Origin of the sequence: Salinicola socius (assembly GCF_001937195.1) — a bacterium.
Taxonomy (GTDB): domain Bacteria; phylum Pseudomonadota; class Gammaproteobacteria; order Pseudomonadales; family Halomonadaceae; genus Salinicola; species Salinicola socius.
In genome coordinates, this window is record NZ_MSDO01000017.1 from 225349 (window position 1) to 251156 (window position 25808).

Consider the following 25808-nt stretch of genomic DNA (forward strand, 5'->3'; position numbering starts at 1 on the left):
CGACAGACCCGCTCGCCGTATCAGACCAGCATGCGGCGAATATCGGTCAGCACCTGCGCCAGGAAGGCAGTGAAGCGTGCCGCGTCGGCGCCATTGACCGCACGGTGGTCGTAGGAGAGAGACAGCGGCAGCATCAGGCGCGGCTCGAAGTCGCTACCGTTCCAGACCGGCTTCATCGACGACTTGGAAACACCCAGAATCGCTACTTCCGGCGTGTTGACGATTGGCGTGAAGGCCGTACCACCGATCGAACCGAGGCTCGAGATGGTGAAACTGGCGCCGCTCATTTCCTCGCGGGACAGCTTCTTGTTCTGCGCCTTCTTGGCCAACTCGACCGACTCCTTGGCCAGATCGATCAAGGATTTCCTGTCGGCATCGCGGATCACCGGCACCATCAAACCATCCGGCGTATCGACCGCAACGCCGATGTGCACGTAATGCTTGATGACCAGCTTGTCGCCGTCCGGATGCAGGCTCGAGTTGAACTGCGGGAACTTGCGCAGCGCATAGGCACACGCCTTGATCATGAACGGCAGCGGCGTCAGCTTGGCACCCTGAGACTCGGCTTCCGCCTTCATCGACTTGCGGAACGCTTCCAGCTCGGTGATATCGGCTTCGTCGAACTGGGTAACGTGCGGCACGTTGAGCCAGCTGCGGTGCAGGTTGTTGGCGCCCGCCCGCATCAGGCGACTCATCGGCTTCTCTTCGACCTCGCCGAACTGGCTGAAATCGATCGCCGGAACCTGCGGAATACCCGCCCCGCCAGTCGCCGGGGCTGCCGAGGCACCCCCGCCGCTCTTGCGCTGTTTCATCACCTGCTTGACGAAGCCGTCGACGTCGTCCTTCAGGATCCGACCCTTGGGACCGGAACCCTTGATTTCGCCGAGCTCGACACCCAGCTCGCGGGCCAGTTTACGTACCGCCGGACCGGCATGAACGTGGGCACCTTCGGATTTGTCATCGCCATGCTTGTGGCGCGCTTCCGGGCTGGGCTCACCGCTGACGTCTTTCTGCGCCTGGGCGTCGGATGACTTGTCGGCCTTGGACGTCTTTTCGGCGTCGGACTTGGCCGGTGCCGGTTTCGACTCGTCGCTTTTGTTCGAGGAAGACTTCTTCGTCGCCGGCGTCTTGGCACCCACCATCTGGACGTAACCGATCAGATCGCCTTCCGAAACGCTGTCCCCTTCCTTGACCGCGACCTCGACGATCTTACCCTTGTACGGGCTCGGCACGTCCATCGACGCCTTGTCGGATTCCAGCGTGATCAAGGTGTCTTCTTCGTTGATCTCGTCGCCTTCACTGATCGCGACTTCGATGATCTCGACGCCATCGCTACCGCCGATATCGGGTACGCGAATCTCCTTGCGACCGCCTTCGTCGCCGCCCTGATCATCATCGTCCTGATCTTGGGACGCCTGACCTTCGCCGCCATCGTCCGCTTCGGCGTCGTCGTCGGCGGATTCGTCTTCCGCCGTCGCGTCTTCGCCATCGTCCTCTTCGGCGCCCTCATCGGCGACTTCCATGGTGCCGATCAGGTCGCCCTCGGAGACGCTGTCGCCCTCCTTGATCGAAAGCGAAACGATCTTGCCAGTGTAGGGGCTGGGTACGTCCATCGAGGCCTTGTCGGACTCGAGCGTGATCAGCGTGTCTTCTTCGCCGATCTCGTCGCCCTCGCTGACGGCCACTTCGATGATCTCGACACCATCGCCGCCACCGATGTCCGGCACCTTCACTTCGACGGTGCGCTTGCCACCACCGGAGGATTTCTTCTTCGGCGCGGCCTTCACGGGCTCTGCCGAATCCTTGTCTGAAGACTTGGCGTCGTCTTTCGGCTCGTTGTCGCGGTCGGATGCGGCGGCGTCCCGCGACGTCTCGCCATCGGCATCCGACGCATCGTCACCCTGATCGTCGCCAGCCCCTTCGGCTTCGAGTTCGAGGATGTCGTCGCCTTCGGAGACGGTGTCGCCCTCCTTGACCAGAATCTTGACGACCTTGCCACCTTTCGGTGCGGGAACGTCCATGCTGGCCTTGTCGGACTCCAGCGTGATCATGGTGTCTTCGGCGGAGATGACATCGCCAACGCTCACCGCGATCTCGATGATTTCGACATCGTCGCTGCCGCCGATGTCGGGAACTTTGATGATTTCGCTACTCAAGGTCGCGCTCCTTTAATCATCTGCCAACCTGCCTCGGGGGCAGGTCGGCTAATTCAGGCAATCTGGCCGCCGCCCTTCATCGGCGACGGCACCCTGACGTGATCCGCCAGTTCAAGACACCAGAGGGCTGGGCTTGGCGGGGTCGATGCCGTACTTCTTCATGGCATCATTGACGACCTTGACGTCGATCTCGCCGCGATTGGCCAGCGCACGCAGTGCCTGAATCGTCACGTAGTAGCGGTCGACCTCGAAGAAGCGACGCAGCTGCTCACGAGTGTCCGAGCGGCCGAAGCCATCCGTGCCGAGCACGTGGAAGTCATTCGGAACCCAGGCGCGAATCTGATCGGCGTAGAGCTTCATGTAGTCGGTCGAGGCGATGACCGGCCCTTCGGTTCCGTCGAGCTGCTGCACCACCCACGGCTTCTCGCGATTTTCATCGTAGTCGAGGAACTGCTGACGGTCGTACTCGAGCGCTTCGCGACGCAGTTCGTTGAAACTGGTCACGCTCCAGACATCGGCAACCACGCCATGATCTTCTGCCAGCAGCTCCGCGGCCGCCTCGACTTCGCGCAGGATCGTGCCGCTGCCCATGAGCTGGACGCGCGGCTGCTTCTTCTTGCCGGAAACCTTGCCCTCCTGCAACCGGTACATACCGCGAACGATACCTTCCTCGCTACCTTCCGCCATTTCGGGGTGCGAGTAGTTTTCGTTCATCACGGTCAGGTAGTAGAAGCAGCTCTCCTTGTCCTGGAACATCCGCTTGAGGCCGTCCTGCAGGATCACCGCCAGCTCGTGCCCGTAGCACGGGTCATAGGCGCGGCAGCTCGGCACGGTGGACATCAGGATATGACTGTGGCCGTCCTGGTGCTGCAGGCCTTCGCCGTTGATGGTGGTTCGCCCGGCGGTCCCGCCGACCATGAAACCACGCGCCTGCAGGTCGCCAGCGGCCCACACCAGATCACCGATGCGCTGGTAGCCGAACATCGAGTAGTAGACGTAGAACGGAATCAGCGGCAGATGATGGTTGGCGTACGACGTCGCCGCCGCGATCCACGCCGACATGGAACCGGCTTCGGTGATGCCTTCCTCGAGGATCTGACCCTTCTTGTCCTCGCGGTAATACATGATCTGACCGGCATCCATCGGCTCGTACTTCTGGCCTTCGGCGGCGTAGATCCCGAGCTGACGGAACATGCCTTCCATCCCGAACGTTCGCGCTTCGTCGGGAATGATCGGCACCACGCGGGAACCCAGCTGCTTGTGCTTGACCAGACCGTTGAGCACGCGCACGAACGACATCGTGGTCGAGACTTCACGATCGCCGGAGCCTTTCAACTGAGCCGCGAACATCTTGTCGTCGAGACCGGGGATTTCCATCGCCTCGAAGTCGGGTTTCCGCGCCGGCAGGAAGCCACCGAGCTTCTCGCGCTGGAGATGCAGGTACTTCATCTCCGGGCTGTCGTCTTCGGGCTTGTAGTACGGGATATCGCCGCTTTCGATCTGCTTGTCGGAAACCGGGATGCCGAACCGATCGCGGAAGGCCTTGAGCGCGTCGACGTCCATCGACTTGATCTGGTGGGCTTCCATATCGGCTTCGCCGTGACCGCCACCCATGCCGTAACCCTTGACGGTATGCGCCAGAATCACGGTGGGACGACCATTGGCCTTGTTGACCGCTTCGTGGTACGCCGCGTAGACCTTCTGCGGATCGTGGCCGCCGCGGTTGAGACGGAAGACCTCCTCGTCGGAGTAGTCCTTGACCATCTCGGCGGTTTCGTCGTACTTGCCGAAGAAGTTGTCGCGCGTGTACTTGCCACCCTGAGCCTTGTAGTTCTGGTACTCGCCGTCGACCGCCTCGTCCATGCGCTTTTGCAGCATGCCCTTGGTGTCCTTCTCGAACAGCGGGTCCCACAGACCGCCCCAGACCACCTTGATCACGTTCCAGCCGGCACCGCGGAAGACGCCCTCGAGCTCGTCGATGACCCGCGAGTTGCCGCGCACCGGACCGTCGAGACGCTGCAGGTTGCAATTGATGACGAAGATCAGGTTGTCGAGCTTTTCGCGGCTCGCCAGATGCAGCGCACCCAGGGATTCCGGCTCGTCGCATTCGCCGTCACCCAGGAACGCCCAGACCTTGCGGTCCTTCATGTCTTCCATCTCGCGCGAGTGCAGATACTTCATCACGTGAGCCTGGTAGATCGACTGGATAGGCCCCAGACCCATGGAAACGGTCGGGAACTGCCAGTAGTCCGGCATCAGGTACGGGTGTGGATAGGACGGCAGCGAATCGCCATCCACTTCCTGACGGAAGTTGTCCATCTGCTCCTGGGTCAGCCGGCCTTCCAGGAACGAACGTGCATAGATACCGGGGGTGACGTGCCCCTGGATATAAAGCAGATCGCCCTTGTGGTCACCGTTATCGGCGCGGAAGAAGTGATTGAAACCGACTTCGTAGAGCGTGGCGCTAGACTGGTAACTGGCGATATGGCCGCCCAACCCCTTGTGCTTCTTGTTCGCCCGCAGCACCTGCACCATGGCGTTCCAGCGAATCGCCGAGCGGATCTTGCGCTCGATGAACATGTCGCCGGGAATCTTGGCTTCACGATGCTTGGGAATGGTATTGCGGTGAGGCGTGGTACCGGAAAACGGCGGTGAAGAACCGTCGCGACGCAGACGATCCGCCAGCCGGCTCAAGATATACCGAGCGCGCTCTTCGCCCTCATGCTCGACGACCGAGGCCAGGGAATCCAACCATTCCGTGGTTTCGACCGGATCGAGATCTTCTCGTGTCTCCAGACTCATAGACAACTCTCCGAATGGGAAAAGGTTTGCCATTCGCCCGGCCATGGCGGGTAGCCGCAGCGGGGCTTGGGAATATGCGCTCTTCGGTGCCGGCGCAGCTCTTGTAGGGCCGCTTTCCGAGATTTATTGGCTGTAATTGAACTACAGCGGGCGTGCGTGACGCGAGAAATCAGGCGAAGAAGATACCGCAAACGCCCGCATCTGCCAATTCACGGACGCATCGATTGTGCTGGAGAATGCGCCGAAATACCGCGACATCAGTCGCTTAGCGAACAATCACCCAGACAGAAATGAGTCTGCGCTTCATGTCGCCAATTTACCGACGCCACGAATGTCGCAGCGATCCGGATGTATCACGCCACGCACAAGCATAGCTTTCAAACGCTCTCTGTCAGGCAGCGACGCAGGTAGGCCCAATCGAAGGCGGGGCCCGGATCCGTCTTGCGCAGCGGCGCGATGTGCGCATGACCGGTCAACCGCGACGTGGTGATCGCAGGGTAGTGCTGAATCAATGCCCGCAACACATCTGCCAGCACACGATACTGCGCCTCCCGATAGGGGGTCTCGTCGGCCCCCTCGAGTTCGATGCCGATGGTGAAATCATTGAGACCCTGGCGCCATCGTGCCTTGCCTGCCCGATCGACATCCCGCCAGCGCGACTTGCCGGCGTGCCAGGCACGACGGTCGAACGCCACGAACTGGACACACTCGCCGTCGCGTCGAATCAGCAGATGAGCCGACACTCGCAGCGACGCGATCGTCGCGAACGCCGGATGCCCGGCGGGATCTAGGGTATTGGTGAAAAGCCGTTCGATGGCGTCACCGCCGAACTTGCCTGGCGGCAGACTGATACCGTGCAGAACGACCGCAGAGACCTCCCCCGCCGGCCTATCGTTGGCGTTGGGTGACACCACCCGTCGCGCCGAGCTCAGCCAGTGATCGTCGATTCCGGACGGGTCGTCGATCCCGGACTGGCCGTCGATTCCACGCTGTTGCGACATCACGTTTCGACTCCCCCATGGCCCAGTCGCTCATCCCGCGGACTGATGCCGAAATGATGACGATAGGCCGTGGAAAAATGCGCGCCCGACGAAAAACCGTGAGCCAGCGCGATCTCTCCCACCGCCTGATCGCTCTCTCTCAGCAACCTGCGCGCCTGCTGCAAGCGCAGATTCAAGTAGTAGCGACTGGGCACGGCCTGCAGATGTTTCTTGAACAATCTTTCCAGCTGGCGCCGGGAGATACCCAGGTGCGCCGACAGCTCATGGGTCGTCAGCGGCTCCTCGATATTGGCTTCCATCAAGGCCACCGCATCGATCAGGCTCTGCGGCGCATGCCCCAGCCGTGAGCGCAGCGGGATCTGCTGCGGCTCGTCGGCCATGCGGATCCGCTCGCAGACGAAATGCTCGGAGATCTTCTGGGCCAGTCCGGCACCTTGCTGCTGGCCGATCAGCGTCATCAACATGTCCATCGCCGCGGTGCCGCCCCCACAGGTGAGGCGGTTGCGGTCGATCTCGAACAGCTGATGCGATACGTGAATCGTCGGAAATGTCCGCGCGAACGCATCGGCACTGGCGTAGGGAATCGAGGCCCGGTAGCCATCCAGCACGCCGGCTCTCGCCAGCCAGTGCGTGCCGCCGGCAATACCGCCCAGCATCACGCCCCGACTCGCCAGACGATGAAGCCAGTGGATCAGCGGTCCGCTCTCCTCCCCTGCGGCAACCGGCCAACCCGGCGTGGGAGCGCAGACGAACAGCATGTCGAGATGGCGCGCATCGCTGCCGGCGACGCTCTCCGGCGAAAGCGCCAGCTCCGCCACGCTTTTCACCGATCGACCATCGATACCGAAGGTGGTCGTGGTGTAGAGCCGCCGCTCCGACAGCGTGTTGGCGATGATCAGCGGCTCGATGGCACAGGCCTGCGCCAGCAGGGAAAAGCCGGGGAGCATGACGAACCCCACCTGGCGCGGGGTGTCCTGTGCGTTCATGGTTGATGTGTCATGCAGCAGAGCGCGGCGCGATCAAACCTGAACGACGTCGAATGTCACCAGCGGATCGACATCGGCGTCGTAATCCACATCATCGCGCTCGAAGCCGAACAGCTTGAGAAATTCATGCTTGTAGCCGGCGTAGTCGGTCAGCGCGAACAGGTTGTCGCTGGTCACCTGCGGCCAAAGATCCTTGCATGCCTGCTGGATATCGTCGCGGAGCTCCCAGTCATCCAGACGCACGCGTCCGGCTTCGTCCAGCTCGGGCTCGCCGTCGGCATACAGACGCTCGCCGAACAGGCGGTTGAGCTGGTCGATGGTGCCTTCGTGGACGCCCTGCTCTTTCATGACCTTGTAGACCATGGAAATGTAGAGCGGCATCACCGGTATCGCGGCACTGGCCTGGGTCACCACGGACTTGAGCACGGCCACGTTGGCGCCGCCACCGGTCGCCTTGAGGCGTTGATCGATTTCGCTCGCCGCGCGGTCGAGATCCTCTTTCGCCTTGCCCAACGCCCCATGCCAGTAGATCGGCCAGGTAATGTCGGTGCCGATGTAGCTGAACGCCACGGACCTGGCACCCGGCGCCAGCACGCCCGCCTTGTCCAGCGCGTCCATCCACAGCTCCCAGTCCTGGCCACCCATCACCTCGATGGTATCGGCCACTTCCTGCTCGGTCGCCGGCTCCACGGAGGCCTGGGTAATCGTATCCTTGTTGGTGTCGATGGCGGTCGCCGTGTAGGTCTCGCCGATCGGCTTGAGGCTGGAGCGCTTGAGCTCGCCGCTGTCCGGCAGCTTGCGCACCGGCGAGGCCAGCGAGTAGATCACCAGATCGATCTGCCCCATGTCTTCCCGGATCAGCTCGATCGCCTTGTCGCGAACCTCATGGGAAAACGCGTCGCCGTTGATCGACTTGCTGTAGAGACCTTCGGCCTTGGCGAACTTGTCGAACGCCGCCGAGTTGTACCAGCCGGCCGTGCCGGGCTTGGTCTCGGTCGCGGGCTTTTCGAAGAACACGCCCAGCGTATCGGCGCCGTAACCGAAAGCCGCCGTGATGCGAGCCGCCAGGCCATATCCGCTGGAAGCGCCGATGACCAGCACGTTGCGCGGGCCGGCCTTTTCACCGCTCAGGTTGGCGCGAGTGGTCTCGATCTGTTCGAGTACGTTGCGCTCGCAGCCGAGCGGATGCGTCGTGGTACAGATGAAACCGCGAACCTTGGGCTTGATGATCACGTCTAACCTCGTCTTCTTGAGCCGAAACGGAAGCCCCGGCGACATTCACCGGGAGCTGGCATGGATCGAATTCTATCAGGTCGAATGCTGTCCGGGCGCATTCTAACAGGGTGGCAAAACCGGGGGCGAACTCGTGACATGCGGCTGTCAGTTGATCGTCGCCGACGCCTCGTCGATCATAGTTCAATAGCGCGCCCCCGACGGTGGCGCGCATCGGGCTTGTCACGTCACCCCGCGTATTCGAAGATGACCGGCCGCAAGCCGAGCCAGCCCAGAGAGCAGAGAAAGCCCCATGCATCACGAGCAAGAGATCGAAGATCTGGTCGTCAAGCGCGGTGCGCTATGGCTGGCACTGTCACCGCTGTGGCTCGAGCGCGACCCCCGCGAGTCCGAATACGCTCGCATGATTCGGGAGGTCGACGCCAGCGAGCTGACGCTGCAACAGCTGGAGTGGATCTATCGGCTGGAGATGTCGCCGGTCATGGCGCGCTACCAGCTATCGATGGCGGGGGAATGGCGCGCTTTCGACGAAACCGTGCTGCTGACGCGCCTGGTTCGCCACAATCGCAAGCTCGCCGGCTGGCGCAAGGCCACCTGGTCGCTGTTCTCCGGCTTGACGACGATGATGAGCCGCCCGCGCTTCAACGAACTGGCCATGCGGGTCATGGTCGCCCGCGGCGAGCATCCGCCGCGGAGATGACGCCGACTCAGGCCGAGAATGGCGTCTCCAGCGCCGCTTCGATGGCAGGGCGCAGTGCTCGCGGCACGTCTCGCGGGCCGAAGCGACGAATGATCTGGCCGTCACGACCCACCAGAAACTTGGTGAAATTCCACTTGATGGGCGTACTTCCCAGCACCCCGGGCGCCTGGCGTCGCAGATGTCTGAACAGCGGATGTGCGTCACGGCCGTTGACCTTGACCTTCTCCATCAGCGGAAATGTCACCGCGTAGCGCTGTTCACAGAATGCCCCGAACATGGCCGAGGACTCCGGTGACTGGCGGGCAAACTGATTGCACGGGAATGCCAGCACGGTGAACCCCTGGTCGCGATATTCGCGGTAGAGTTTTTCCAGCCCTTCCATCTGCGGAGTGAAGCCGCAGCGGCTGGCGACGTTGACGACCAGCAGCACCTGACCCCGCAGCGCGCGCAGATTGAAGGCTTCGCCGGTGTGGGTCCGGCAGTCTTGCGTATAGAACGACATCGTTTCACCAGTGATCGAAATCGATGGCTTTCGACAGTGCCATTCGCGTATCCGGCGTCGCCTTTTCCAGCGCCAGCGCCTCGGGTATCGACAGCCAGCGTACGGCAGCCACCTCCTCCAGCTGCAGGCAGAGTGGCCCGCCGTAGTTCACCCAGTAGAGGCTGCCGTAGAGATTCAGCCCGGCTTCCCGGAACACGAATTCTCCCCCACTTATCAGCTCGACGCCACGAACGCCGAGCTCCTCGAACAGCTCCCGCCTTGCCGCCGGCCGAGAGGCCTCCCCTGCCGCCACCACCCCACCGGCGGCCAGATCGAACCAGCCCGGGTGCGTTTCCTTGATCGAGGTTCGCTGCTGCACGCAGATCTCCCCCTTCACGTTGCGCACGACGATGTACGTTGCCCGATGCCAGCAGTTCAGACGCCGCATCATGACTCGCGAGGCACTGCCACAGGGTCGATTGTACGGATCGACGAGCTGAACCTGCTCGTCGGCGATGACGGTCTCGCTCATGAAGACTTACCGGTCGGAAAACGGGTTAGCAGCGTATCACGTGATCCCCGCAATCCGGGTCCCTGGTATCTGAGTGATGTCCTCTGGCTGGCGTTCAGCTCGAGTCGCATCGCTAGAGCCCCGATAGTCGCACCGCTTTGGTCGAATAGACCGCACAGCGGTAAGTGTCCGGTTTATGCTTGAGCCAGCCAACTCGGAGTCATCCCATGGCCGACTACGCGCCCCGCACCGAACTGACCACGCATCGGGTCGAAAACCAGCCGGGCCCCAACAGCGCAGGCGACCTGTGGCGCTCGGACCGGGCGCTGTGTGATGCCGTCGTGCAGTTCGCGCCGGCCTGGGTGGGGGAGCGTCTCGCAACGCTGGGCCAGCGGCTGGCCTCCTCGGATGTCGCCCGCTGGGGCGAACAGGCCAATCGTTTTCCGCCCCAGCTTCACGCCTTCGACCGCCACGGTCGGCGCCTGGACGAGGTCGACTACCACCCCAGCTACCATGCCCTGATGGATCTCGCGATCGCCGGCGGCTGGCACGCCGTCGCCTGGGAACACGAACATCACGGCGGGCATCAGGCCCACGTCGCCGCACTCTATCTGTTGACCCAGGCCGAACCCGGCTTCTGCTGCCCGATCACCATGACGCACGCGGCGATGCCGGTACTGCGCCAGCTGCGAGACGGCCAGGCGTGGCAGACGCGTCTTCTGGGGCGAGAGTACGACGCCTCGGCCATTCCCGCCTGGCACAAGACGACCAACACCTTCGGCATGGCCATGACCGAAAAGCAGGGTGGCAGCGACGTGCGCCGCAACAGCACTCGGGCCCAACCGATCGCGTCGGCGGGTCCGGGCGAATGGTATCGGCTCGACGGTCACAAGTGGTTCTGCAGCGCGCCGATGTCGGATGCCTTCCTGACGCTGGCCCAGACCGACGACGGTCTCTCCTGCTTTCTGGCCCCGCGATTCACCCCGGAAGGCCAGCGTAATGCCATCGAGATTCAACGGCTCAAGGACAAGTGCGGCAACCGCGCCAATGCGTCGGCAGAGATCGAATACGTCGGCGCCTGGGCGCAGCTCGTCGGCGAGCCAGGCCGCGGCGTGCCGGCGATACTGGAGATGGTGCAACAGACCCGGCTGGATGCCGCCACGGCACCGGCGGGCATGATGCGTCAGGCGGTGAGAGAGGTCTGGAGCCACGTGCAGGCGCGGCAGGTCTTCGATCGACGGTTGGCCGATCAGCCGCTGATGCAGCGTGTCGTCGCCGATCTGGCGATCGAGGCCGAGGCCAGCCTGCTGCTGGCGATGCGAGGCGCCCGCGCCATGGATCGATTCCTCGACGACGAAGGGGAAGCCGCTCTGGCGCGCCTGCTTCCTGCGCTGGCCAAGTTCTGGCACAACAAGCGCGGCCCGGCGTTCATGGCCGAGGCGATGGAGTGCCTGGGCGGCATCGGCTACGTCGAAGAGACCCCGCTGGCACGGCTCTATCGCGAGGCACCGGTCAACTCGATCTGGGAAGGCTCCGGCAACGTCATCTGTCTGGACGTGCTGAGAATTCTGGACCGCCACCCGGCCAGCATCGAGGCCTTTCGACAGGAGCTGAGTCTGTCGCGCGGCCATCATCCGGCCTTCGACGCTGCCATCGACTCGCTCGAGGCGCGTTTGACGGCCAGCCCCGAACGGCTGCAGGCAGAGGCGCGCTGGCTGACCCAATGCATGGCCCAAACACTGCAGGCCGCCCTGCTGATTCGCCATGCGCCCCGTGCCATCGCGGACACGTTCTGTGCCACGAGGCTGGCAAACGTCTCGCCCATTTTTGGCGTGCTTCCGGCCGGCGCGCCCTTGCCAGCAATTCTCGAGCGCCTGGGCGAATGAGCCGCCGTAAGGCAGCGACCGTTCAGCCCATTGCCACTCGAGCCGCCAGTCCCAGCAGCACGATGCCCGTCAATCGATGTATCCACGCGGCGTGTCGCTGCAACCACGGCAGCACGCGGGAGTGGGACAGCAACAGCGCCACCAGCACGTACCAGCCGCCGTCCACCAGCGTCGCGGTGGCGACGATCGACCAGCGTCCGGCCGCGCTCAAGTCGGCGCTGACGAACTGACTCAACAGCGCGACGAAGAACACGATCAGCTTGGGATTGCCCAGTGCCACCAGCAGGCCGTCGCGCATGGCACGGCGCCAATCGCTGGCCTGATCGGTAAAGCTGAAACCGTCGCCGCCGCTGGCCCTGAGCGCCTGAATGCCCATCCACGCCAGATAGAGCGCGCCACCCCAGGTCACCACGCGGTACAGCCACGGCTGATGGACGATGACTGCCGCCAACCCCAGCACCGTCAGCCCCGCGTACAGCCCGACGCCCAGCGCGTGGGTCATGCCGGCGATGACACCGCAAAGTCGCCCCCCGCCGACGGTGTTCTGCATCACCATGGCCAGGCTGGGGCCGGGCGACATGGCGCCAAGCGCGCAGATCGCCAAAAGAGGCAACCAGAGTTGCAACGACACGTTTCGCTCCCCGTCTACCCCATCCAAATCGCACGCCGACTATACCTGACGCTCGCCGATTCGACCGCCGGGCGAGAATCGGATCCGGAAACGCGGACAATTCCGGCGGCACGGGCACTTCACAGCGACTACGCTGTCATACGCATTCAGGCCCATCCATCAGGGAGGTGAAACATGAGCCTATTCAAACGTGAAGACCGCGAAGCCCGTACCGATCGCATTCGAGACGATCTGCATGACATCGGTGACCAGGGCCAGGCGTTGGGACGTGACTTGCGAGACGACGCCCAGGACGCGATCGAAGAGGCACGCCTGCAGAGCGAGGAACAGTACGCTCGCATGGCGGCAGAAGCGCGTCGCCGCAACCGCCGTTTCAAGCGCTCGGCGAACCAGTCCCTCAACGAGTGCGATCGCTACGTGCATGAAAATCCATGGCCCAGCATCGGCGCCGCCACGCTGGCAGGGGCCGTGATCGGCTTGTTGATCGGTCGCCGTTGACACGCTTTCGACGCCCCGCTCCGCGGGGCGTTTGGTTTCCTGATGACATCTAAACCATAGTTTCACTCTTTAACCGTGATTGAACTTTCCAATCAAAGCTGTGGAAACTTGAGAACGATAGTCGTTTAATCGCATTACACCTGAATTCAGGAGACCGAGATGAACGCTGACAAGTGGCAAACGATCGATGTCAAAAACATCGATAAATCTGCAAGATCCCTGCACGCCTGCTCACTGGATCCGTCCATTCGCTGCCTGGCGGAATTACGCGCCTCCCAGATCAATGGTTGCCTGAGCTGCACGCATTTTCGTCGCGAGCAGGCAGAAGCCCTGGGTATCTCTTCCAGCAAGCTGCAGGCACTGACCGCCTGGGCAGAGTCCGACGAATTCGATGAGCGCGAAAAAGCGGCGCTGGCGTGGTGTGAATCTTTCACCCACTTCCGTCCTGCCAACCCGACGACTCGCAAGCTGGCGCTGAATGCGTTCTCCCCGCGGGAGCTGGCAGATCTGACCATGGCGATCGAAATGACCAGTGCGCTGAGCCGCGCTTCGCGACGCGCAGCGGTCTAGCAGGCACCGTTGCCAGGTGTCATCTCGGCTCGCTCTCGTGACTGACGAGGGCGAGTTTTTCGTGTCTGGCATTCGGCCTCAGATAGCTATCTTTTCGCCACTACCGCCAGGCCCCGCCGGTATAACCACTGTTGGCAAACCCGGATCGCCACTTCGAAAACCGCCCTTGCATGCCGATGGGTTCATGCGTCGTAGAGATCCAGGAGAACCTCGTTCAGACCGTCAGCTCGACGTGGTGATGCAGACAGCCCACGATACTGCCCTCGTTGGCCAACGCCTGCATATCCAGCATATGCACCCAACCCCGCGAAAGCTTGAGCAGCCCTTCCTGTCGAAACGCCGTCAGCGTACGACTGACGTGGACCGGCGACAGCCCCAACGCATCGGCGAGCTGCTGTTGAGACAACGGCAAGCGAAAGCACTCCCCCGGGGTATGACGGTTACGTCGCAGACGGCAGGCAATTTCGAACAGCAGATAGGCCACGCGTTGACGGGCACTGCGACGAGACAGATGCACCAGGCGCTCACTCAACACGGCCTGCTGATAGGAGCAGGCGGCGAAGCAGACCGACATGAGACTCGATGACTCACGGAACAGGTTCAGTAGCTGTCGGGTCGCGACCGGCACGATGGCGCCGTCCTCCAGCATGGCGACGCTAGACGGGCGCTGCTTGAATGCAAAATCACTCAGCCCGATGACATCGCCGGGTAAATAGATCTCGAGAATATGGCGGGTACCACTTTCCAGATAACGGGACGCGTAGGCCCAACCCTTGCGCAAGATATAAAAATCCCGCGCCATATCTCCTTCATGCCACAGTACCTGTCCCTTGATAACGTCAGTCGCAGGCCCCTCCAGAGCATCGAGCTGTCGCCGGTCATTGTCGGAGAGTTTTGCATAGTGACTGAAATGGTGGGCAATACATCCTTCCTGCTGACCCATGCACGCTTGCCTTCTTGAATTTTTCAAGCATGACAGCATGTTAGCTGGATCAATTACATAACATCGGTTAGGTAGACAGGGGAAAACCGCCGCCAGGATCACTGGAGCAGCCGCCATCCGGCGTCGACTGGCAACCCGCCAACGGCTGATTCAGTGAGGACTTATACTGGGCTCGCGCCGGTGCTCGGGGCTTGATCCTCAAGCGCTGTAGAACTCAGGGGCTTGAAGAGCCCACGACTGACATCGACGACAGCAGCAACGGGTCGCGCCAACCCCGCTCGACCCGACTCCGAATGACCGATATTTTATATTAGAATTGCCTAATTATAAGAAGCGAGACAGGGACTCGAAATGTTCAGCCGCTACATTGTGAAGACCAAGCAGGCCGGTACGCCTCACGAACACTTCATCATTTCCGATACCCATCACCGCAACTGGACCGTGGGCGTGTACCATCGCGAGTGCAATGCAAGGCAACGCGTCAAAGAACTCAATGAACTGGAGACGAGCGGCCCCGGCATCTGGAACCGCCCCGCTCGGGACACCTCTCTCGAGGAGTAGCGGGAGACGGGCCCGAGACGCCGATGGAGCCCATGACGCGGTAACAGCTGCTCAGATGGTCGGGCGACTCAGGGTGCCGATCAGATAGAGATCGTGCAGGTAGGCGTCGAGCCGGGAAATGCCATGCGTGATCGCGATCACGACGTAGATGAGCAGCATCAGAACCCACTCGCTGTTCATCCACGCCAGTGACTCCACGGAGAGCTGGTAAGCGATCGTGTAGAGACTGAGCCCTCCGAAGAACATCACCACCAGGCAATTGATCAACACCAGCGACAACAGCACCGGCCGACTATCGCTGGTGGGAGGATTGGTCTTCCAGGACAGCGGGTGACGAACCCGAACGCGTCCGTTGGAGACGATCTGGCGCTGACGTCGCAGCAGCGCCGCCAGATACTGCGAGGCGTTCGGGCGGGAGGCTGCGGAGAGCACAAGGCCCTGGTCAAAGCGCGCGCCAAACAGCCGGCTGACAAGATCGAGAAAACTCTGGGACTCGCCGGTCGCCGCATACTGCTCGGCCTGTCGTGACAGCTGACCGAGCGGGCTATCGCGATGGGTCTGGCGCTCGTCATCCTCGAAGTTCTGGGCGTAATAGATGTCATAGACCTGATAGACGGAAATCGCGACGCCTACGAAAATCAGCAGGAACATCAATACGCTCAGCATGCTTGTCTACTCCCCAAGGCCTTCTCACGATAACGCTCATCATAGCAAGTGGGCGTCACCGCAAGCCATGCAGGGAGGTGCGGCAATTGGTCACCGAGGTCGCGCGCGGACCGTCGATGGACGAAAAAGCTGATGCTTTTTTCACGACACATTTCATGCATTGATGACGATGCGAAGTTCAGTGTAGCCGCTGCAGCGGGAAATCTGTCGTCGTCACGCTTTTCACATCGCACTTTACCCTGACGTGCTTATCCCAACGCGCTTATCCCAACGCGCTTATCCCAACGCGCTTATCTCCGTGATCTGTCGAACACCAGGAATAAAGGGAGCATCTCAATCGACACCCTCCATCAGTAACATGCCGCCGATAAAGCCCGAGGCACATCTCTTTCTTGGAAAATGCCAAACAAAATCATTAATTTCCCGGCCCATTCCCCGTTCAAAGCATTAATCTGGATAAATAGATTCGATATTAAGGCAGCGTCCTTAATCTGCGTTGCCAACTTGTTTCTGATCGTCGGTTAGCCTCACAGAGTGCCAGGGAACGCCGCCCTTTTTCCGTGACGACAGGCAGCGCCGGTTCCAGCACGCTCATCGGAACTTGCTGGTTTTTCGCTGAGACGGTCGTAGCCTCTTGTGGAGGGATGTTGCCGATCTGGAAATATCCGGTGAGCGTTCAATAACGACTATTCTCATGGATGAATGGGCGCGCCGCCCGACAGGATTGCTAGCCGTGATGCATACCCCGGTGTCGAACGAACTCGACATGCCCTCTCCCGACGAGGTCGAGACGTTGATTCAACTGGCCAAGGAATGGCCCTCACCGGCTGACGAGCCCGAAGTCCTGGCAAACCGATTCGCGCATTTGCTGACGTTGCAGCTTGATCAGCTCCCGTTACCCGCAGGCGGTCGAACGCTGGAGCGGTGGCAGCGCCTGTCGAACGTCGCCAGCCTCGACCTCGGCCTGGCCAAGCTGTTCGAAGGCCATACCGATGCCATGGCTATCCTCGAAGAGATTTCCCGTCCTCGACGCTACCCGGCGACCGCGCGCTGGGCCGTCTGGGCTGCCGAGCCACCGTTCGCCCGACTGACGCTCGCGCCACGAGGACCGCTGCCAATGGCCGACGGTGACCGCGTCGTGCTCAACGGCAAGAAGGCGTGGTGTTCCGGGGCCCATGCGGTGACCCATGCACTGGTGACGACCTGGTACGAGACAGTTCCCTATCTCGCGGCCGTCGACTTGGCGCAGCCGGGCGTCAGGCTGATGCAGTCGGGCTGGTCCGCCGTCGGTATGGCCGCGACCGCAAGCATCGAGGTTGAGTTCGCTGACGTCGAAGCGACCCTCGTCGGCGGCGCGGAGGCATATCTGCAACGGCCCGGCTTCTGGCATGGCGGTATCGGCGTCGCCGCCTGCTGGTGGGGCGGCGCCGTGCGCATCGGCGACACCCTGCTGGCCGCAACGACCTCCGAGGAGCCACATCGATTGGCCCACCTCGGCATGGTGGACGTGGTTCTCGACAATGGCGCTTCGAGGCTGCGTGATGCTGCAGCCTGGATCGACTGCCATCCTCACCAGAATGCCCGGCATCTTGCGCTGTCGGTGCGCGCCGCTATCGATGACATCGTCTCGACGGTCATCGAGCACGCCGGGCGGGCGCTTGGCGCTGGCCCCTACTGTCGTGACGCAGCGTTCGCCAGAATGGTCGCGGACCTGCCGGTGTTCGTGCGTCAGGCACACGCGGAGCGGGACCTCGAGGCGATAGGACGAAGCCTGCAGCAACGCGCCCGGCAAAATAGCGCCACCGGCACCGAAAAGGCCTGCGCGCCCGATGATAGCGGCCCCAAACATTGCGCGCGCCAGGGATGGAGATTGACGTGATGAGTGCTGATGGCATCAATCCCGATGCAGCGCTGGCCGCCGATGATCGCCGGATACTCGGCACGGGCACGGCGCTCGACGAGTGGAATCAGTGGCCCGGGCTTGCCGCCCTCCCCAGGGTCGACGCCGAGACAGTGGCTCCCGCGGGAGCCCGCATCGTCGTCGTCGCCCCACACCCAGACGACGAGATTCTTGGCTGCGGTGCGCTGCTGCAACAGTGGTCGGCACTTGGCCGCGAACTGCTGGTGGTTTCGGTCACCGATGGCACCGGCAGCCATCCAGGCTCCAGCGCGTGGCCAGAAGAACGATTGGGCCAAATAAGGGCGGAAGAGAGTCGGCGAGCGTTATCGCGACTCGGTATCCAGCGCCTGGATGTCATTCGGCTGCATCTCACCGACACCCGGGTCGGCGAAGAGACCCATGAACTGGCCTATCGTCTGCATCAGCTGCTGCGAGCCGATGACGTGATCGTCACCACCTGGCGGGGTGACGGCCACCCGGATCACGAGGCGACGGGACGGGTCTGTGCCCGGTTGGCGGAGGATCGCAAGCTGGCGCTGATCGAACTGCCCATCTGGATGTGGCATTGGGCCGAGCCGGGCGACAGCCGTGTTCCCTGGCACCGGGCCAGACGCATTGCGGTCGGTACGCCCGAGCTGGCGCGCAAACGAACGGCGATGATCGAGCATGCCAGCCAGTGCGAAGCCGATCCCTCGACCGGCCGGCCGGCGGTCCTCTCGAGTCACACGCTCGCTCGGCTGATGCAGGACCACGAAGTCGTGCTGCTATGAGTGACCCGCGACTGTTGGCACACTTCGAGCGGCTGCATGCCGATTCCATCGATCCCTGGGGGTACGACACCCGCTGGTACGAGGCCCGCAAGCGCGCGCTGACCCTGGCGATGCTGCCTCGCCAGCGCTATCGCCACGGCTTCGAGCCTGGCTGTTCCATCGGCGCCCTGAGCGCGGAACTGATTCAGCGTTGCGACGCCTTTACCGGTTGGGATGCCAGCCCCAGCGCCGTGGCCAGCGCCAGAAGACGCCTCGGCCATCTCGATAACGCCCGCTTCGAACAGCGAACGTTACCCACCGCCTTGCCCGCGTCCACCTTCGATCTCATCGTTTTCAGCGAGGTGGGCTATTACCTGCAGGAGCCAGCATTGGTCGCCACGATCTACAACTTGCAGCGAGCGCTACGACCCTCCGGCGATCTGATCGCCTGTCATTGGCGTCACCCTCTCCAGGACGGCTATCGCTCCGGCGATGACGTGCATGAACGCTTGCATGACTGCCTCGAACTTCATGCCGTATCGAGCCTGGTGGAACGTGATTTTCGCATCGACCTGTGGTCTCGGGATGCGCTCGATGTGGGACGCTGGGAGGCATTGAAATGACGTTCGCCACGGCAGTGAACCGATTGCCTCGCCAGAGCACCGCGCCTTGATCGGGATCGTGGTACCGGCTCATGACGAGGAGGAAACGCTCGACGCCTGTATTGCCTCGCTCAGGCTCGCCGCCTGCCATCCGCAATTGGACGGTGAGGCCGTTCGGATCGTGATCGTGCTGGATGCCTGCACCGACGACTCGGCGGCGATCGCCCGGCGGGCAGGGGTCGATGTACTGGAAGTCGCCTTTACCAACGTTGGGCTGGCTCGCCATCGCGGCGCGAACTGGCTGATAGACCAGGGCGCGCGCTGGCTGGCGTTCACCGACGCCGATACCGTCGTCGAAGCGGACTGGCTGGTGCACCAACTCACCAGTCGCGCCGACGCCGTCTGTGGTGGTGTCCACCTGCTCGATTGGGCGAATCTGTCCCAGGAGATCCGTCGCCGCTATCTGGCTCATCGTCGTTCAGTCGCCGATGGACGCCATATTCATGGCGCCAACCTGGGCGTCAGCGTTGCCGCCTATCTCGCCGTGGGTGGATTCGCGCCCCTGGTCGCCCACGAAGACGTCAAGCTCGTCGGCACCTTGCAACAACACGGATTTACCATCGACTGGTTGCAGACCATGCGCGTCAAGACCAGCTCGCGACGCGACGCCAGAGCCCCTGAAGGCATGGGCGCCCTGCTACGGTCGCTGGAAAGAAATGATGCCGGTATTGGATGAAGAACGCACAGTGACCGTGTGCGCCACAATGATCCTGCGCGCCCACTCCTTGAGCCGAAACCGATTCCACCGATGCGTCATCAGCGTTTCATCCCTCCCAAGTCTTTTAAGCTCTGTCTGAAAAATCGGCGAGCGATGGCCAGACTAGGCAAAAATTGACGAAAAAGCGGAGTTTACGAGGTGTAAATGAGCATTTTGAGTCAATTTTTAACGCCGGATGGGCGAGCGCAGGCATTTTTCAGACAGAGCGTAGCTTCTCTTCTCAGTGCCGCAGCTAGCGAATACGTGCGGCGTGACAGCCGTGGGCCGCACCAACTCTCGCGACCTTTCTTTCAGGAGCAGTAAAAAGATTCCAATCAACGATCCAAAAAGAGGGATTTTTTTGTAATCAACCGAGTTGCACATAAGTTAATTTTCACATCGACTTTTCCGTCTATAACAACGCTTAGCGTTAGCCGCACTCTAAAACAAGCTAAAAATCCAACAACAATTGACACAGATCAAGTTTGAAAAGGATTGGACAATTACTGGTGGAATACAGCAGGTTGCACCTAACTAAAACTAGCCTTACCAAAAGGAAATAAAAAACGTCATTTCTTAACTACAATGAATAACATTTAAGAACACGATCCACTCGACGGGAATTGGATATCCACTAGATTCATAAGCAGTGGCAACGCCAAACCACGACATGAACCCAAGGATAGGGAGAGTTTCGTATGAGTTATTTCAACCCGCGTAAATTTCATGACTATCGCCCGGACACACCGGGTCCGGCTGATACAAGGACGGCCAATCAGGTCGATCAACCTGCATAGAAAGAATTTCAAGTCAAACCCGGCGAGCAATATGACCGGGTATTCATCGAGGTAGATTTCCATGTCTTCGTTAGTCGAAGCCGCCGCGCCATCGCTCAACATTTCCCAGCGCCCCGCGGCGAACTCACAGCCGTGGCAAGGTTATTCACTTTATTTCGAGATTCTTTCGCGTCACTCGCCGCTGTCGATCACCAATCGTGAAACCTTGACCGAACTCCAGCAAGCGCCACGCCGGTTCAAAAAAGGCAGCGTGATCAAGAATCACGAATTGAACACCAAGTATGTGCTGGCCATTCAGAATGGCTGGGCGTGTTCCTGTCGCGTCACGGAAGAGGGCAAACGTCAGATCATCGATCTCTATCTACCGGGTGACATCGTGGGCCTGCGCGACTATCACGCAGGCGGGCGCTTCGATGAAGTCATCATGCTCACCGAGGGTCTGGTCATCCCCATGCATAAATCCCAACTCGACCTGGGGATGCAGAAAGATCACAGCCTGGTGAATGCCGTGCTGGCGACCTCCATGCATCAATGCAACATCATGGCGGATCGGCTCAACAATCTGATCAGCCACGACGCCACGACCCGGATCGCCTATTTCATTCTGGAGCTGCATGCACGTCTCAATCTGGCGCGTGGCGAAATCCAGGAACTGACGCTTCCCGTTTCCCAACAGGTCATCGGCGATTTACTGGGAATGACCAATGTGCACGTCTGTCGCTGTCTCAGTCAGCTCGAGTTCCAGGGGCTGCTGACGCGCGACAAGGAGTCGCGCAACATTCGAATTCTCGATTATGCAGCCTTGTTGACGTTAGCCGAATTCAACACGTCCTACCTATACTCTTGCCGTGTTGATAACCCTAGAGCCAGCCGTCCTTTGAATCCACATTGAGTCAATGGATAAATTTCAGCGATAGCGAACCCATGAAAATCGAGTAGCGGCGCGTAGAGCATGTTCCGTCATACTGTGATGCACTGACGCCTGCCGCATCGTCCCGATTTTCTGCCGTTCATGGCGCATGCTCCAGAACCGATTTCTCTTCCTCGTTGACGACGATCAGGTGACAGGACGTCGACTGTTTGATCTCGCCGATCGTCCCTTTCCATCCCGGTGATCGCCTTGAGGTCCCCATGATGATCGCATCGACCGCGAGTCGTCGGGCTTCTTCAGCGATGGTCTCGGACAGTTTTCCATCCCTGACCAGGAAGTTCACCGCGGCCATGGGTTCGTTCAGCCGCTCCCACCACGCTTCCAGCAACGCTTGGCCCCGTGCCAGATCCTCGCGATCCAGTCCGTGCGTGGGAGCGCCGGTCGCGGCGCCAAGCACATCGCCCTTCTCCCGAGGTTCGACGACATGCAGCAGGTAGAGTCGGGAGTGTTCGTGCTGGGCGATCCCTCTCGCTTTACGCAACGCTGCCATGGAGGCCGGATTTTTCCCCATGGGAATCAGAATGGAATTCTGCATTCTTCGCTCTCCTCGCCATTTCACTGCCGAGTATAGCGGCCCCACCCTCCCCCTCTTTGACCTCGATTAATGCCACAAACCTGCCCGGCCAACACATATGGGGCGAGCGTATTCGATATGCCCATAGTGGTGATCGGCGAATTCGCGTTAGGCTATCTCGATCCTCAAGACTCGAGAGATTTTACATGCAAGGTCGAAACATGACGCGCTGGCGCGATCCCAAGACAGATCCGCGCCAGGAGAAGAAAAGCAATCTGATCACGCCTCAGGGGTTCGATCGACTGCAGGGTATTCATGATCATCTATCGCGTATCAAACGGCCGCAGTTATCGACGAAAGTCGGTGAAGCCGCCGCATTGGGTGACCGCAGCGAAAATGCGGACTACACCTATAACAAGAAAGAGCTCAATCGGGTCATCGCGCGGATCCGATACCTGCGCAAGCGACTCGACGAGCTGCAGGTCGTCGATCGTCTGCCGTCGGATCTGGGGCGAGTCTACTTCGGCGCTTGTGTCGTGCTGGAAGACGATGATGGCGAAACGCTATCGGTGCGCCTGGTCGGCCATGACGAAACCGATACCGCCAGGCACTGGATCAGTGTCGACGCGCCGCTGGCCCGGGCGATGCTGGGGAAAGCGCTCGATGATGATGTCATCGTCGCGGCCCCCGGCGGCGAGACGCACTATATCATCACCGATATCACCTACGCGGATCAGAATGGCTAGCTCGATAGGCAAATCGAACCATAGCCACTGAGGTTCAACCAGCCACCGGGCCGCAACGAACGAGCTCATCGAGGACAGCCCATGTCGCAGGCCTCCGAAACCCCAGCAGCATCGGTACTGTTCGCGCGACAACCTATCTTCGACGCCGCTCTCGAGATCGTCGCCTTCGAGCTGCTGTTCCGCCCGACCGATGGCGGGCCGATGCCGATGCCCTTCGATGGCAATCGCGCAACCAGCACGGTTCTGCTGAACGCTTTCACCCAGGGCGATCTGCAGACGGTCAGCCAGGGCAAGCCGCTATACGTCAATTTTACCGCGGAGACGCTGAGCAACGACTTGCCGTTCGACCCGGCCCGTCTGATCGTCGAGATACTCGAGGACATTCCGTTCGACGATGTCATGCATGACCAACTGGTTCGGCTCCGACAGCGCGGATTCACGCTTGCGCTGGACGACTACACCGATGCAGATGCCGAGAACCCTTACCTGCCTCTCGTGGATATTGTCAAACTCGAATATCCCCATTACTGCAACGAAGGCTTCGAACAGATCGTCGGCGCGCTACGCCAGCGACACCCGCATATCCGGATACTGGCCGAGAAGCTGGAGACGGAAGACGACCTCAGATGCTGTCGGCACGTCGGCTGCGATCTGTTCCAGGGCTATTTCCTGGCTCGCCCTCAGATCATGCATGGCGCCGCGGTCGCCACCGATCGTATCGCCACGCTCAAGCTCATAGCCACGCTCAACAAACCCAAAGTGAGCGTGCGCGAGATATCCAACGCCATCGAGTGCGATCCCACCCTGGGCGTGCGCCTGCTCAAGCTGGTCAATACCGCGAAATATCGGCGTCAGGCCGACATCACCTCTCTCACGCAAGCCGTCGCCTTGATCGGCACGCAGCGCATCCGCAGCCTGGCAACCTTGCTGGCGCTGACGGAGATGGAAGACAAGCCGGAATCGCTACTGCAGTTGGCGCTCTCCCGCGCCTGCCTGTGCCGTGAGCTCGCCGGCAGCGAGGCGGAGCTGGCCGAAAAAGCCTTCATCGCGGGTCTGTTTTCCTACCTGGAAGCATTCTTCAATCGCCCGCTGGCGGAGCTCGTCGACTCGCTGCCCCTGCATCCCTCGATCACCGAGGCGCTGTTGAATCATGTCGGCCCGGTCGGCACGTTGCTCGAGACCGCCATCCGGCTGGAAAGCGGTGAATGGAACGAGATCCCCTGGGCTCCCCTGAAAGAAATCGGCATTCAGGCCACGGACGTCAGCGCGGCCAACCGGCGAGCGATCCAGACCGTGCGTGAGCTTCAGACTAACGCCGGGTCTTGACCGCTCGATAGACCCGAAAACGGCGATTGTCGGCCAGGATCTCGAAACTCCCGAATGCGGCTTCGAGCCAGTCCGGGTACGGCAGAAAGGCGTTGGCGACCAGCGTCAGACTGCCGCCTTCGACGAGATGCGCCGGCGCCTCGCGGATCAAGCGCTCGGCGGGGCCATAATCGATCGAGCGCTGCTGATGAAACGGCGGGTTGCTGACGATGGCGTCGAAGCTACCTTCCAACTGGCGATAGACGTCGCTCTGGAGAACCGTTCCGGCCAACTGATTGGCCGCCAGCGTACGGCGTGTCGCCTCGACCGCGAATTCATTGATGTCCACCGCGGTGACTTCACAGCCCTGCAGTGCCAGCCACGCCGCCAGAATGCCGTCTCCACAGCCGACATCCAGCGCGTGTAGCGGCGCGTTGCCAAGCGCCGGCAACGGCGACTGCGTCAATGCCTCCATCAACAGCCGCGTGCCCTCGTCGAGCTTGCCGTGACCGAAGACGCCGGGGTGTGTCTCAAGCGTCAGCCCCTCTGCCGTGAAACTCTGCCAGACGGCCTCCGGGTTGCGAACGGATTCGACCGTCCGGCTCGCGAACAGCGTGCAGCGACGTGCCGTATCCAGCTTGCGGCACACCTGCTGAAAGCCTTCCAACATCTTCGGCACCCGTTTGATGCCGCCCTGATTCTCGCCGACGACCTGCAGCGGCGTGCCAACCGGCAAGGACGCATTGAGCGCCGCCAGCCACCATTCACCCAGGGCATGGCTCTTGGGCCAGAACAGCACCGCGCCCGGTACCTCGGCAGACGGTGCGGTGAGGGCGCCGTAGGCCGGCCGCCCGGCCTGGCGCCAGGCATCGCAGACGTCCAGCTCCGCACTCCAGACGCTGCCCTCGCCGGACTCGAGCCAGCCATCGCGGGGCGGCGCGACCCATAGCCAGCCGCGATAGTCCGCATCCTGGCGGGCGAGCAGTTGACACGCCGGTGGCTGCGTCGACATCAGAACGTCTCCTCTGGGCCCGCGCTGTCGGCGTGCCGAATGATGTAGTGAAGGTAGCGCCCCAGGCGCCAGTGCGGCTCGGTCTGGCAGTAGCGCTTTTCGAGCTCGATGATCGTCGCAAGCTGGGCTTCGTCCGGTGAACGTTCCCGCAGGTAATCGTGAAAGATCCGAATGCCGGCGACGCTTTCGATCACCAGCCCCTCTTCCCGACACCAGCGCTCGAGATCGGCATGCGTCAGCGGCGAGATCGGCGTCAACCGCTGCCGCTGGCCGGTGCCCGAAAGCCGGTCCTCCAACGCCTTGTCGAGGTTGCCCTTGACCACGTTGGAAAAACGCAACGCATCGCGGTTGAACACCATCAGCGACAAACGACCGCCCGGTGCCAGCAGGGACTTCAACGTGACAACCGCCTGACGCGGCTGGGCCAGCCATTCCAGCACCGCGTGGCATACGACCAGCGGCCATGGGCCCGGTGCCAGCTCCGGCAACGCCTGGATCGAGGCCTTCAGCGCCCGGATGGGCAACTCGCCGAATTCTGCCTGCGCACGCGCCAGCATCTCCGCGGAAGGCTCCGCCAGAGTGACATCATGCCCCCGCTCGGCAAGCCAAACGCTCATCTGGCCGAGGCCGCCGCCTACATCCAGCGCGGCCGCACCGTCCTGCGGCAGGGAACAGGACAGCAACTGATCGAGCACTGCCAGCCGGATCTGGCCGCGCGCCGTGGCGTAGAGGCTATTGGCGAACTTGTCGGCCAGGCCGTCGAAGATCCGATCCTGCCCCACGGGGATATCGTTGCCGTGTCGCGGGCTCGCGGTGGGCAGCTCGGAAGCGTCATCAGAACTAGGCATGAGAACACGGCATGAGATAGCG

Annotated in this window: 25 protein-coding genes; 12 read left to right on the forward strand and 13 right to left on the reverse strand. The window is 61.5% G+C overall.

Annotated features, from left to right (window positions below):
- Positions 1–20: 20 nt before the first annotated feature.
- The 5 genes from aceF to fabV all read right to left on the reverse strand — a co-directional run bounded on the left by aceF (position 21) and on the right by fabV (position 8178).
- The gene (gene aceF / locus BTW07_RS12105; protein ID WP_075570422.1) at positions 21–2156 is read right to left on the reverse strand and encodes a dihydrolipoyllysine-residue acetyltransferase; all 2136 of its coding nucleotides are present in this window, start codon (positions 2154–2156) and stop codon (positions 21–23) included.
- Between the two features lie 111 nt (positions 2157–2267).
- Positions 2268–4958 (reverse strand): pyruvate dehydrogenase (acetyl-transferring), homodimeric type, encoded by a 2691-nt coding sequence (gene aceE, locus BTW07_RS12110; protein WP_075570423.1) that lies wholly within the window; start codon positions 4956–4958, stop codon positions 2268–2270.
- Between the two features lie 377 nt (positions 4959–5335).
- Positions 5336–5959 carry a 1,6-anhydro-N-acetylmuramyl-L-alanine amidase AmpD gene (gene ampD / locus BTW07_RS12115; protein WP_075570424.1) on the reverse strand — a complete coding sequence of 208 codons (624 nt, stop codon included), beginning with the start codon at positions 5957–5959 and terminating at the stop codon, positions 5336–5338.
- Positions 5959–6945: a GlxA family transcriptional regulator gene (locus BTW07_RS12120; protein WP_075570425.1), complete on the reverse strand. Its 987-nt coding sequence runs from the start codon at positions 6943–6945 to the stop codon at positions 5959–5961. The genes ampD and BTW07_RS12120 overlap by 1 nt, the downstream gene beginning before the upstream one ends.
- A gap of 33 nt (positions 6946–6978) precedes the next feature.
- Positions 6979–8178, reverse strand: coding sequence for an enoyl-ACP reductase FabV (gene fabV, locus BTW07_RS12125; RefSeq protein WP_075570426.1), 1200 nt, complete (start codon positions 8176–8178; stop codon positions 6979–6981).
- Positions 8179–8470: 292 nt separating this feature from the next.
- Here fabV and BTW07_RS12130 point away from each other — a divergent pair, with 292 nt between their 5' ends.
- Entirely contained in the window at positions 8471–8878 is a 408-nt protein-coding gene (locus BTW07_RS12130) for a DUF7079 family protein (protein WP_075570427.1), read from the forward strand.
- A 7-nt stretch (positions 8879–8885) separates the two neighbouring features.
- Here BTW07_RS12130 and BTW07_RS12135 read toward each other — a convergent pair whose 3' ends face one another.
- Entirely contained in the window at positions 8886–9380 is a 495-nt protein-coding gene (locus tag BTW07_RS12135) for a glutathione peroxidase (protein ID WP_075570428.1), read from the reverse strand.
- 4 nt (positions 9381–9384) lie between these two features.
- A complete protein-coding gene (locus BTW07_RS12140; protein ID WP_075570429.1) occupies positions 9385–9891 on the reverse strand; it encodes an NUDIX hydrolase in 507 nt (168 codons plus the stop codon).
- Between the two features lie 206 nt (positions 9892–10097).
- On the opposite strand from BTW07_RS12140, the gene BTW07_RS12145 reads away from it, so the two are divergent.
- On the forward strand, positions 10098–11756 hold the full coding sequence (locus BTW07_RS12145; RefSeq protein WP_075570430.1) for an acyl-CoA dehydrogenase family protein: 1659 nt from the start codon (positions 10098–10100) through the stop codon (positions 11754–11756).
- Between the two features lie 22 nt (positions 11757–11778).
- On the opposite strand, the gene BTW07_RS12150 is transcribed toward BTW07_RS12145, so the two are convergent.
- Positions 11779–12387, reverse strand: coding sequence for a LysE family translocator (locus BTW07_RS12150; protein ID WP_075570431.1), 609 nt, complete (start codon positions 12385–12387; stop codon positions 11779–11781).
- A gap of 174 nt (positions 12388–12561) precedes the next feature.
- Here BTW07_RS12150 and BTW07_RS12155 point away from each other — a divergent pair, with 174 nt between their 5' ends.
- Both BTW07_RS12155 and BTW07_RS12160 read left to right on the forward strand, forming a co-directional pair.
- Positions 12562–12885, forward strand: a complete 324-nt coding sequence (locus BTW07_RS12155; RefSeq protein ID WP_075570432.1) for an ElaB/YgaM/YqjD family protein — start codon at positions 12562–12564, stop codon at positions 12883–12885.
- 159 nt (positions 12886–13044) lie between these two features.
- Positions 13045–13455, forward strand: a complete 411-nt coding sequence (locus tag BTW07_RS12160) for a carboxymuconolactone decarboxylase family protein (RefSeq protein WP_075570433.1) — start codon at positions 13045–13047, stop codon at positions 13453–13455.
- A 214-nt stretch (positions 13456–13669) separates the two neighbouring features.
- On the opposite strand, the gene BTW07_RS12165 is transcribed toward BTW07_RS12160, so the two are convergent.
- On the reverse strand, positions 13670–14398 hold the full coding sequence (locus BTW07_RS12165; RefSeq protein ID WP_075570434.1) for a Crp/Fnr family transcriptional regulator: 729 nt from the start codon (positions 14396–14398) through the stop codon (positions 13670–13672).
- A gap of 351 nt (positions 14399–14749) precedes the next feature.
- Here BTW07_RS12165 and BTW07_RS12170 point away from each other — a divergent pair, with 351 nt between their 5' ends.
- A complete protein-coding gene (locus BTW07_RS12170; protein ID WP_075570435.1) occupies positions 14750–14959 on the forward strand; it encodes a hypothetical protein in 210 nt (69 codons plus the stop codon).
- A 51-nt stretch (positions 14960–15010) separates the two neighbouring features.
- Here BTW07_RS12170 and BTW07_RS12175 read toward each other — a convergent pair whose 3' ends face one another.
- Positions 15011–15625 carry a hypothetical protein gene (locus BTW07_RS12175; protein ID WP_075570436.1) on the reverse strand — a complete coding sequence of 205 codons (615 nt, stop codon included), beginning with the start codon at positions 15623–15625 and terminating at the stop codon, positions 15011–15013.
- Between the two features lie 694 nt (positions 15626–16319).
- Here BTW07_RS12175 and BTW07_RS12180 point away from each other — a divergent pair.
- From BTW07_RS12180 to BTW07_RS12205, 5 genes are all read left to right on the forward strand, one after another.
- Entirely contained in the window at positions 16320–17504 is a 1185-nt protein-coding gene (locus tag BTW07_RS12180; protein ID WP_144076902.1) for an acyl-CoA dehydrogenase family protein, read from the forward strand.
- Positions 17504–18295 (forward strand): PIG-L deacetylase family protein, encoded by a 792-nt coding sequence (locus tag BTW07_RS12185; RefSeq protein WP_075570438.1) that lies wholly within the window; start codon positions 17504–17506, stop codon positions 18293–18295. Before BTW07_RS12180 ends, BTW07_RS12185 begins: the two co-directional genes overlap by 1 nt.
- The gene (locus BTW07_RS12190) at positions 18292–18897 is read left to right on the forward strand and encodes a class I SAM-dependent methyltransferase (protein WP_075570439.1); all 606 of its coding nucleotides are present in this window, start codon (positions 18292–18294) and stop codon (positions 18895–18897) included. Before BTW07_RS12185 ends, BTW07_RS12190 begins: the two co-directional genes overlap by 4 nt.
- 46 nt (positions 18898–18943) lie before the next feature.
- Positions 18944–19612 (forward strand): glycosyltransferase family 2 protein, encoded by a 669-nt coding sequence (locus BTW07_RS12195; RefSeq protein ID WP_075570440.1) that lies wholly within the window; start codon positions 18944–18946, stop codon positions 19610–19612.
- Between the two features lie 879 nt (positions 19613–20491).
- Positions 20492–21322 (forward strand): Crp/Fnr family transcriptional regulator, encoded by an 831-nt coding sequence (locus BTW07_RS12205; RefSeq protein WP_075570442.1) that lies wholly within the window; start codon positions 20492–20494, stop codon positions 21320–21322.
- 118 nt (positions 21323–21440) lie between these two features.
- Here BTW07_RS12205 and BTW07_RS12210 read toward each other — a convergent pair whose 3' ends face one another.
- A complete protein-coding gene (locus BTW07_RS12210) occupies positions 21441–21896 on the reverse strand; it encodes a universal stress protein (RefSeq protein WP_075570443.1) in 456 nt (151 codons plus the stop codon).
- Between the two features lie 185 nt (positions 21897–22081).
- On the opposite strand from BTW07_RS12210, the gene greB reads away from it, so the two are divergent.
- On the forward strand, positions 22082–22621 hold the full coding sequence (gene greB / locus BTW07_RS12215; protein ID WP_075570444.1) for a transcription elongation factor GreB: 540 nt from the start codon (positions 22082–22084) through the stop codon (positions 22619–22621).
- A gap of 81 nt (positions 22622–22702) precedes the next feature.
- Positions 22703–23947, forward strand: a complete 1245-nt coding sequence (locus BTW07_RS12220; RefSeq protein WP_075570445.1) for an EAL and HDOD domain-containing protein — start codon at positions 22703–22705, stop codon at positions 23945–23947.
- Here BTW07_RS12220 and BTW07_RS12225 read toward each other — a convergent pair.
- Positions 23931–24938, reverse strand: coding sequence for a methyltransferase (locus BTW07_RS12225; protein WP_075570446.1), 1008 nt, complete (start codon positions 24936–24938; stop codon positions 23931–23933). The two genes, BTW07_RS12220 and BTW07_RS12225, sit on opposite strands and share 17 nt — an antisense overlap.
- The gene (locus BTW07_RS12230; RefSeq protein WP_083941813.1) at positions 24938–25786 is read right to left on the reverse strand and encodes a methyltransferase domain-containing protein; all 849 of its coding nucleotides are present in this window, start codon (positions 25784–25786) and stop codon (positions 24938–24940) included. The genes BTW07_RS12225 and BTW07_RS12230 overlap by 1 nt, the downstream gene beginning before the upstream one ends.
- Positions 25787–25808 lie beyond the last annotated feature (22 nt).

Bases quoted from the DNA above. Each gene is read 5' to 3' on its own strand.
- aceE (WP_075570423.1), bottom strand. From the start codon at position 4,958: ATGAGTCTGGAGACACGAGAAGATCTCGATCCGGTCGAAACCACGGAA.
- ampD (WP_075570424.1), bottom strand. From the start codon at position 5,959: ATGTCGCAACAGCGTGGAATCGACGGCCAGTCCGGGATCGACGACCCG.
- BTW07_RS12120 (WP_075570425.1), bottom strand. From the start codon at position 6,945: ATGAACGCACAGGACACCCCGCGCCAGGTGGGGTTCGTCATGCTCCCC.
- BTW07_RS12130 (WP_075570427.1), top strand. From the start codon at position 8,471: ATGCATCACGAGCAAGAGATCGAAGATCTGGTCGTCAAGCGCGGTGCG.
- BTW07_RS12135 (WP_075570428.1), bottom strand. From the start codon at position 9,380: ATGTCGTTCTATACGCAAGACTGCCGGACCCACACCGGCGAAGCCTTC.
- BTW07_RS12140 (WP_075570429.1), bottom strand. From the start codon at position 9,891: ATGAGCGAGACCGTCATCGCCGACGAGCAGGTTCAGCTCGTCGATCCG.
- BTW07_RS12145 (WP_075570430.1), top strand. From the start codon at position 10,098: ATGGCCGACTACGCGCCCCGCACCGAACTGACCACGCATCGGGTCGAA.
- BTW07_RS12155 (WP_075570432.1), top strand. From the start codon at position 12,562: ATGAGCCTATTCAAACGTGAAGACCGCGAAGCCCGTACCGATCGCATT.
- BTW07_RS12160 (WP_075570433.1), top strand. From the start codon at position 13,045: ATGAACGCTGACAAGTGGCAAACGATCGATGTCAAAAACATCGATAAA.
- BTW07_RS12165 (WP_075570434.1), bottom strand. From the start codon at position 14,398: ATGGGTCAGCAGGAAGGATGTATTGCCCACCATTTCAGTCACTATGCA.
- BTW07_RS12170 (WP_075570435.1), top strand. From the start codon at position 14,750: ATGTTCAGCCGCTACATTGTGAAGACCAAGCAGGCCGGTACGCCTCAC.
- BTW07_RS12175 (WP_075570436.1), bottom strand. From the start codon at position 15,625: ATGCTGAGCGTATTGATGTTCCTGCTGATTTTCGTAGGCGTCGCGATT.
- BTW07_RS12180 (WP_144076902.1), top strand. From the start codon at position 16,320: ATGGATGAATGGGCGCGCCGCCCGACAGGATTGCTAGCCGTGATGCAT.
- BTW07_RS12185 (WP_075570438.1), top strand. From the start codon at position 17,504: ATGAGTGCTGATGGCATCAATCCCGATGCAGCGCTGGCCGCCGATGAT.
- BTW07_RS12190 (WP_075570439.1), top strand. From the start codon at position 18,292: ATGAGTGACCCGCGACTGTTGGCACACTTCGAGCGGCTGCATGCCGAT.
- BTW07_RS12205 (WP_075570442.1), top strand. From the start codon at position 20,492: ATGTCTTCGTTAGTCGAAGCCGCCGCGCCATCGCTCAACATTTCCCAG.
- BTW07_RS12210 (WP_075570443.1), bottom strand. From the start codon at position 21,896: ATGCAGAATTCCATTCTGATTCCCATGGGGAAAAATCCGGCCTCCATG.
- greB (WP_075570444.1), top strand. From the start codon at position 22,082: ATGCAAGGTCGAAACATGACGCGCTGGCGCGATCCCAAGACAGATCCG.
- BTW07_RS12220 (WP_075570445.1), top strand. From the start codon at position 22,703: ATGTCGCAGGCCTCCGAAACCCCAGCAGCATCGGTACTGTTCGCGCGA.
- BTW07_RS12225 (WP_075570446.1), bottom strand. From the start codon at position 24,938: ATGTCGACGCAGCCACCGGCGTGTCAACTGCTCGCCCGCCAGGATGCG.
- BTW07_RS12230 (WP_083941813.1), bottom strand. From the start codon at position 25,786: ATGCCTAGTTCTGATGACGCTTCCGAGCTGCCCACCGCGAGCCCGCGA.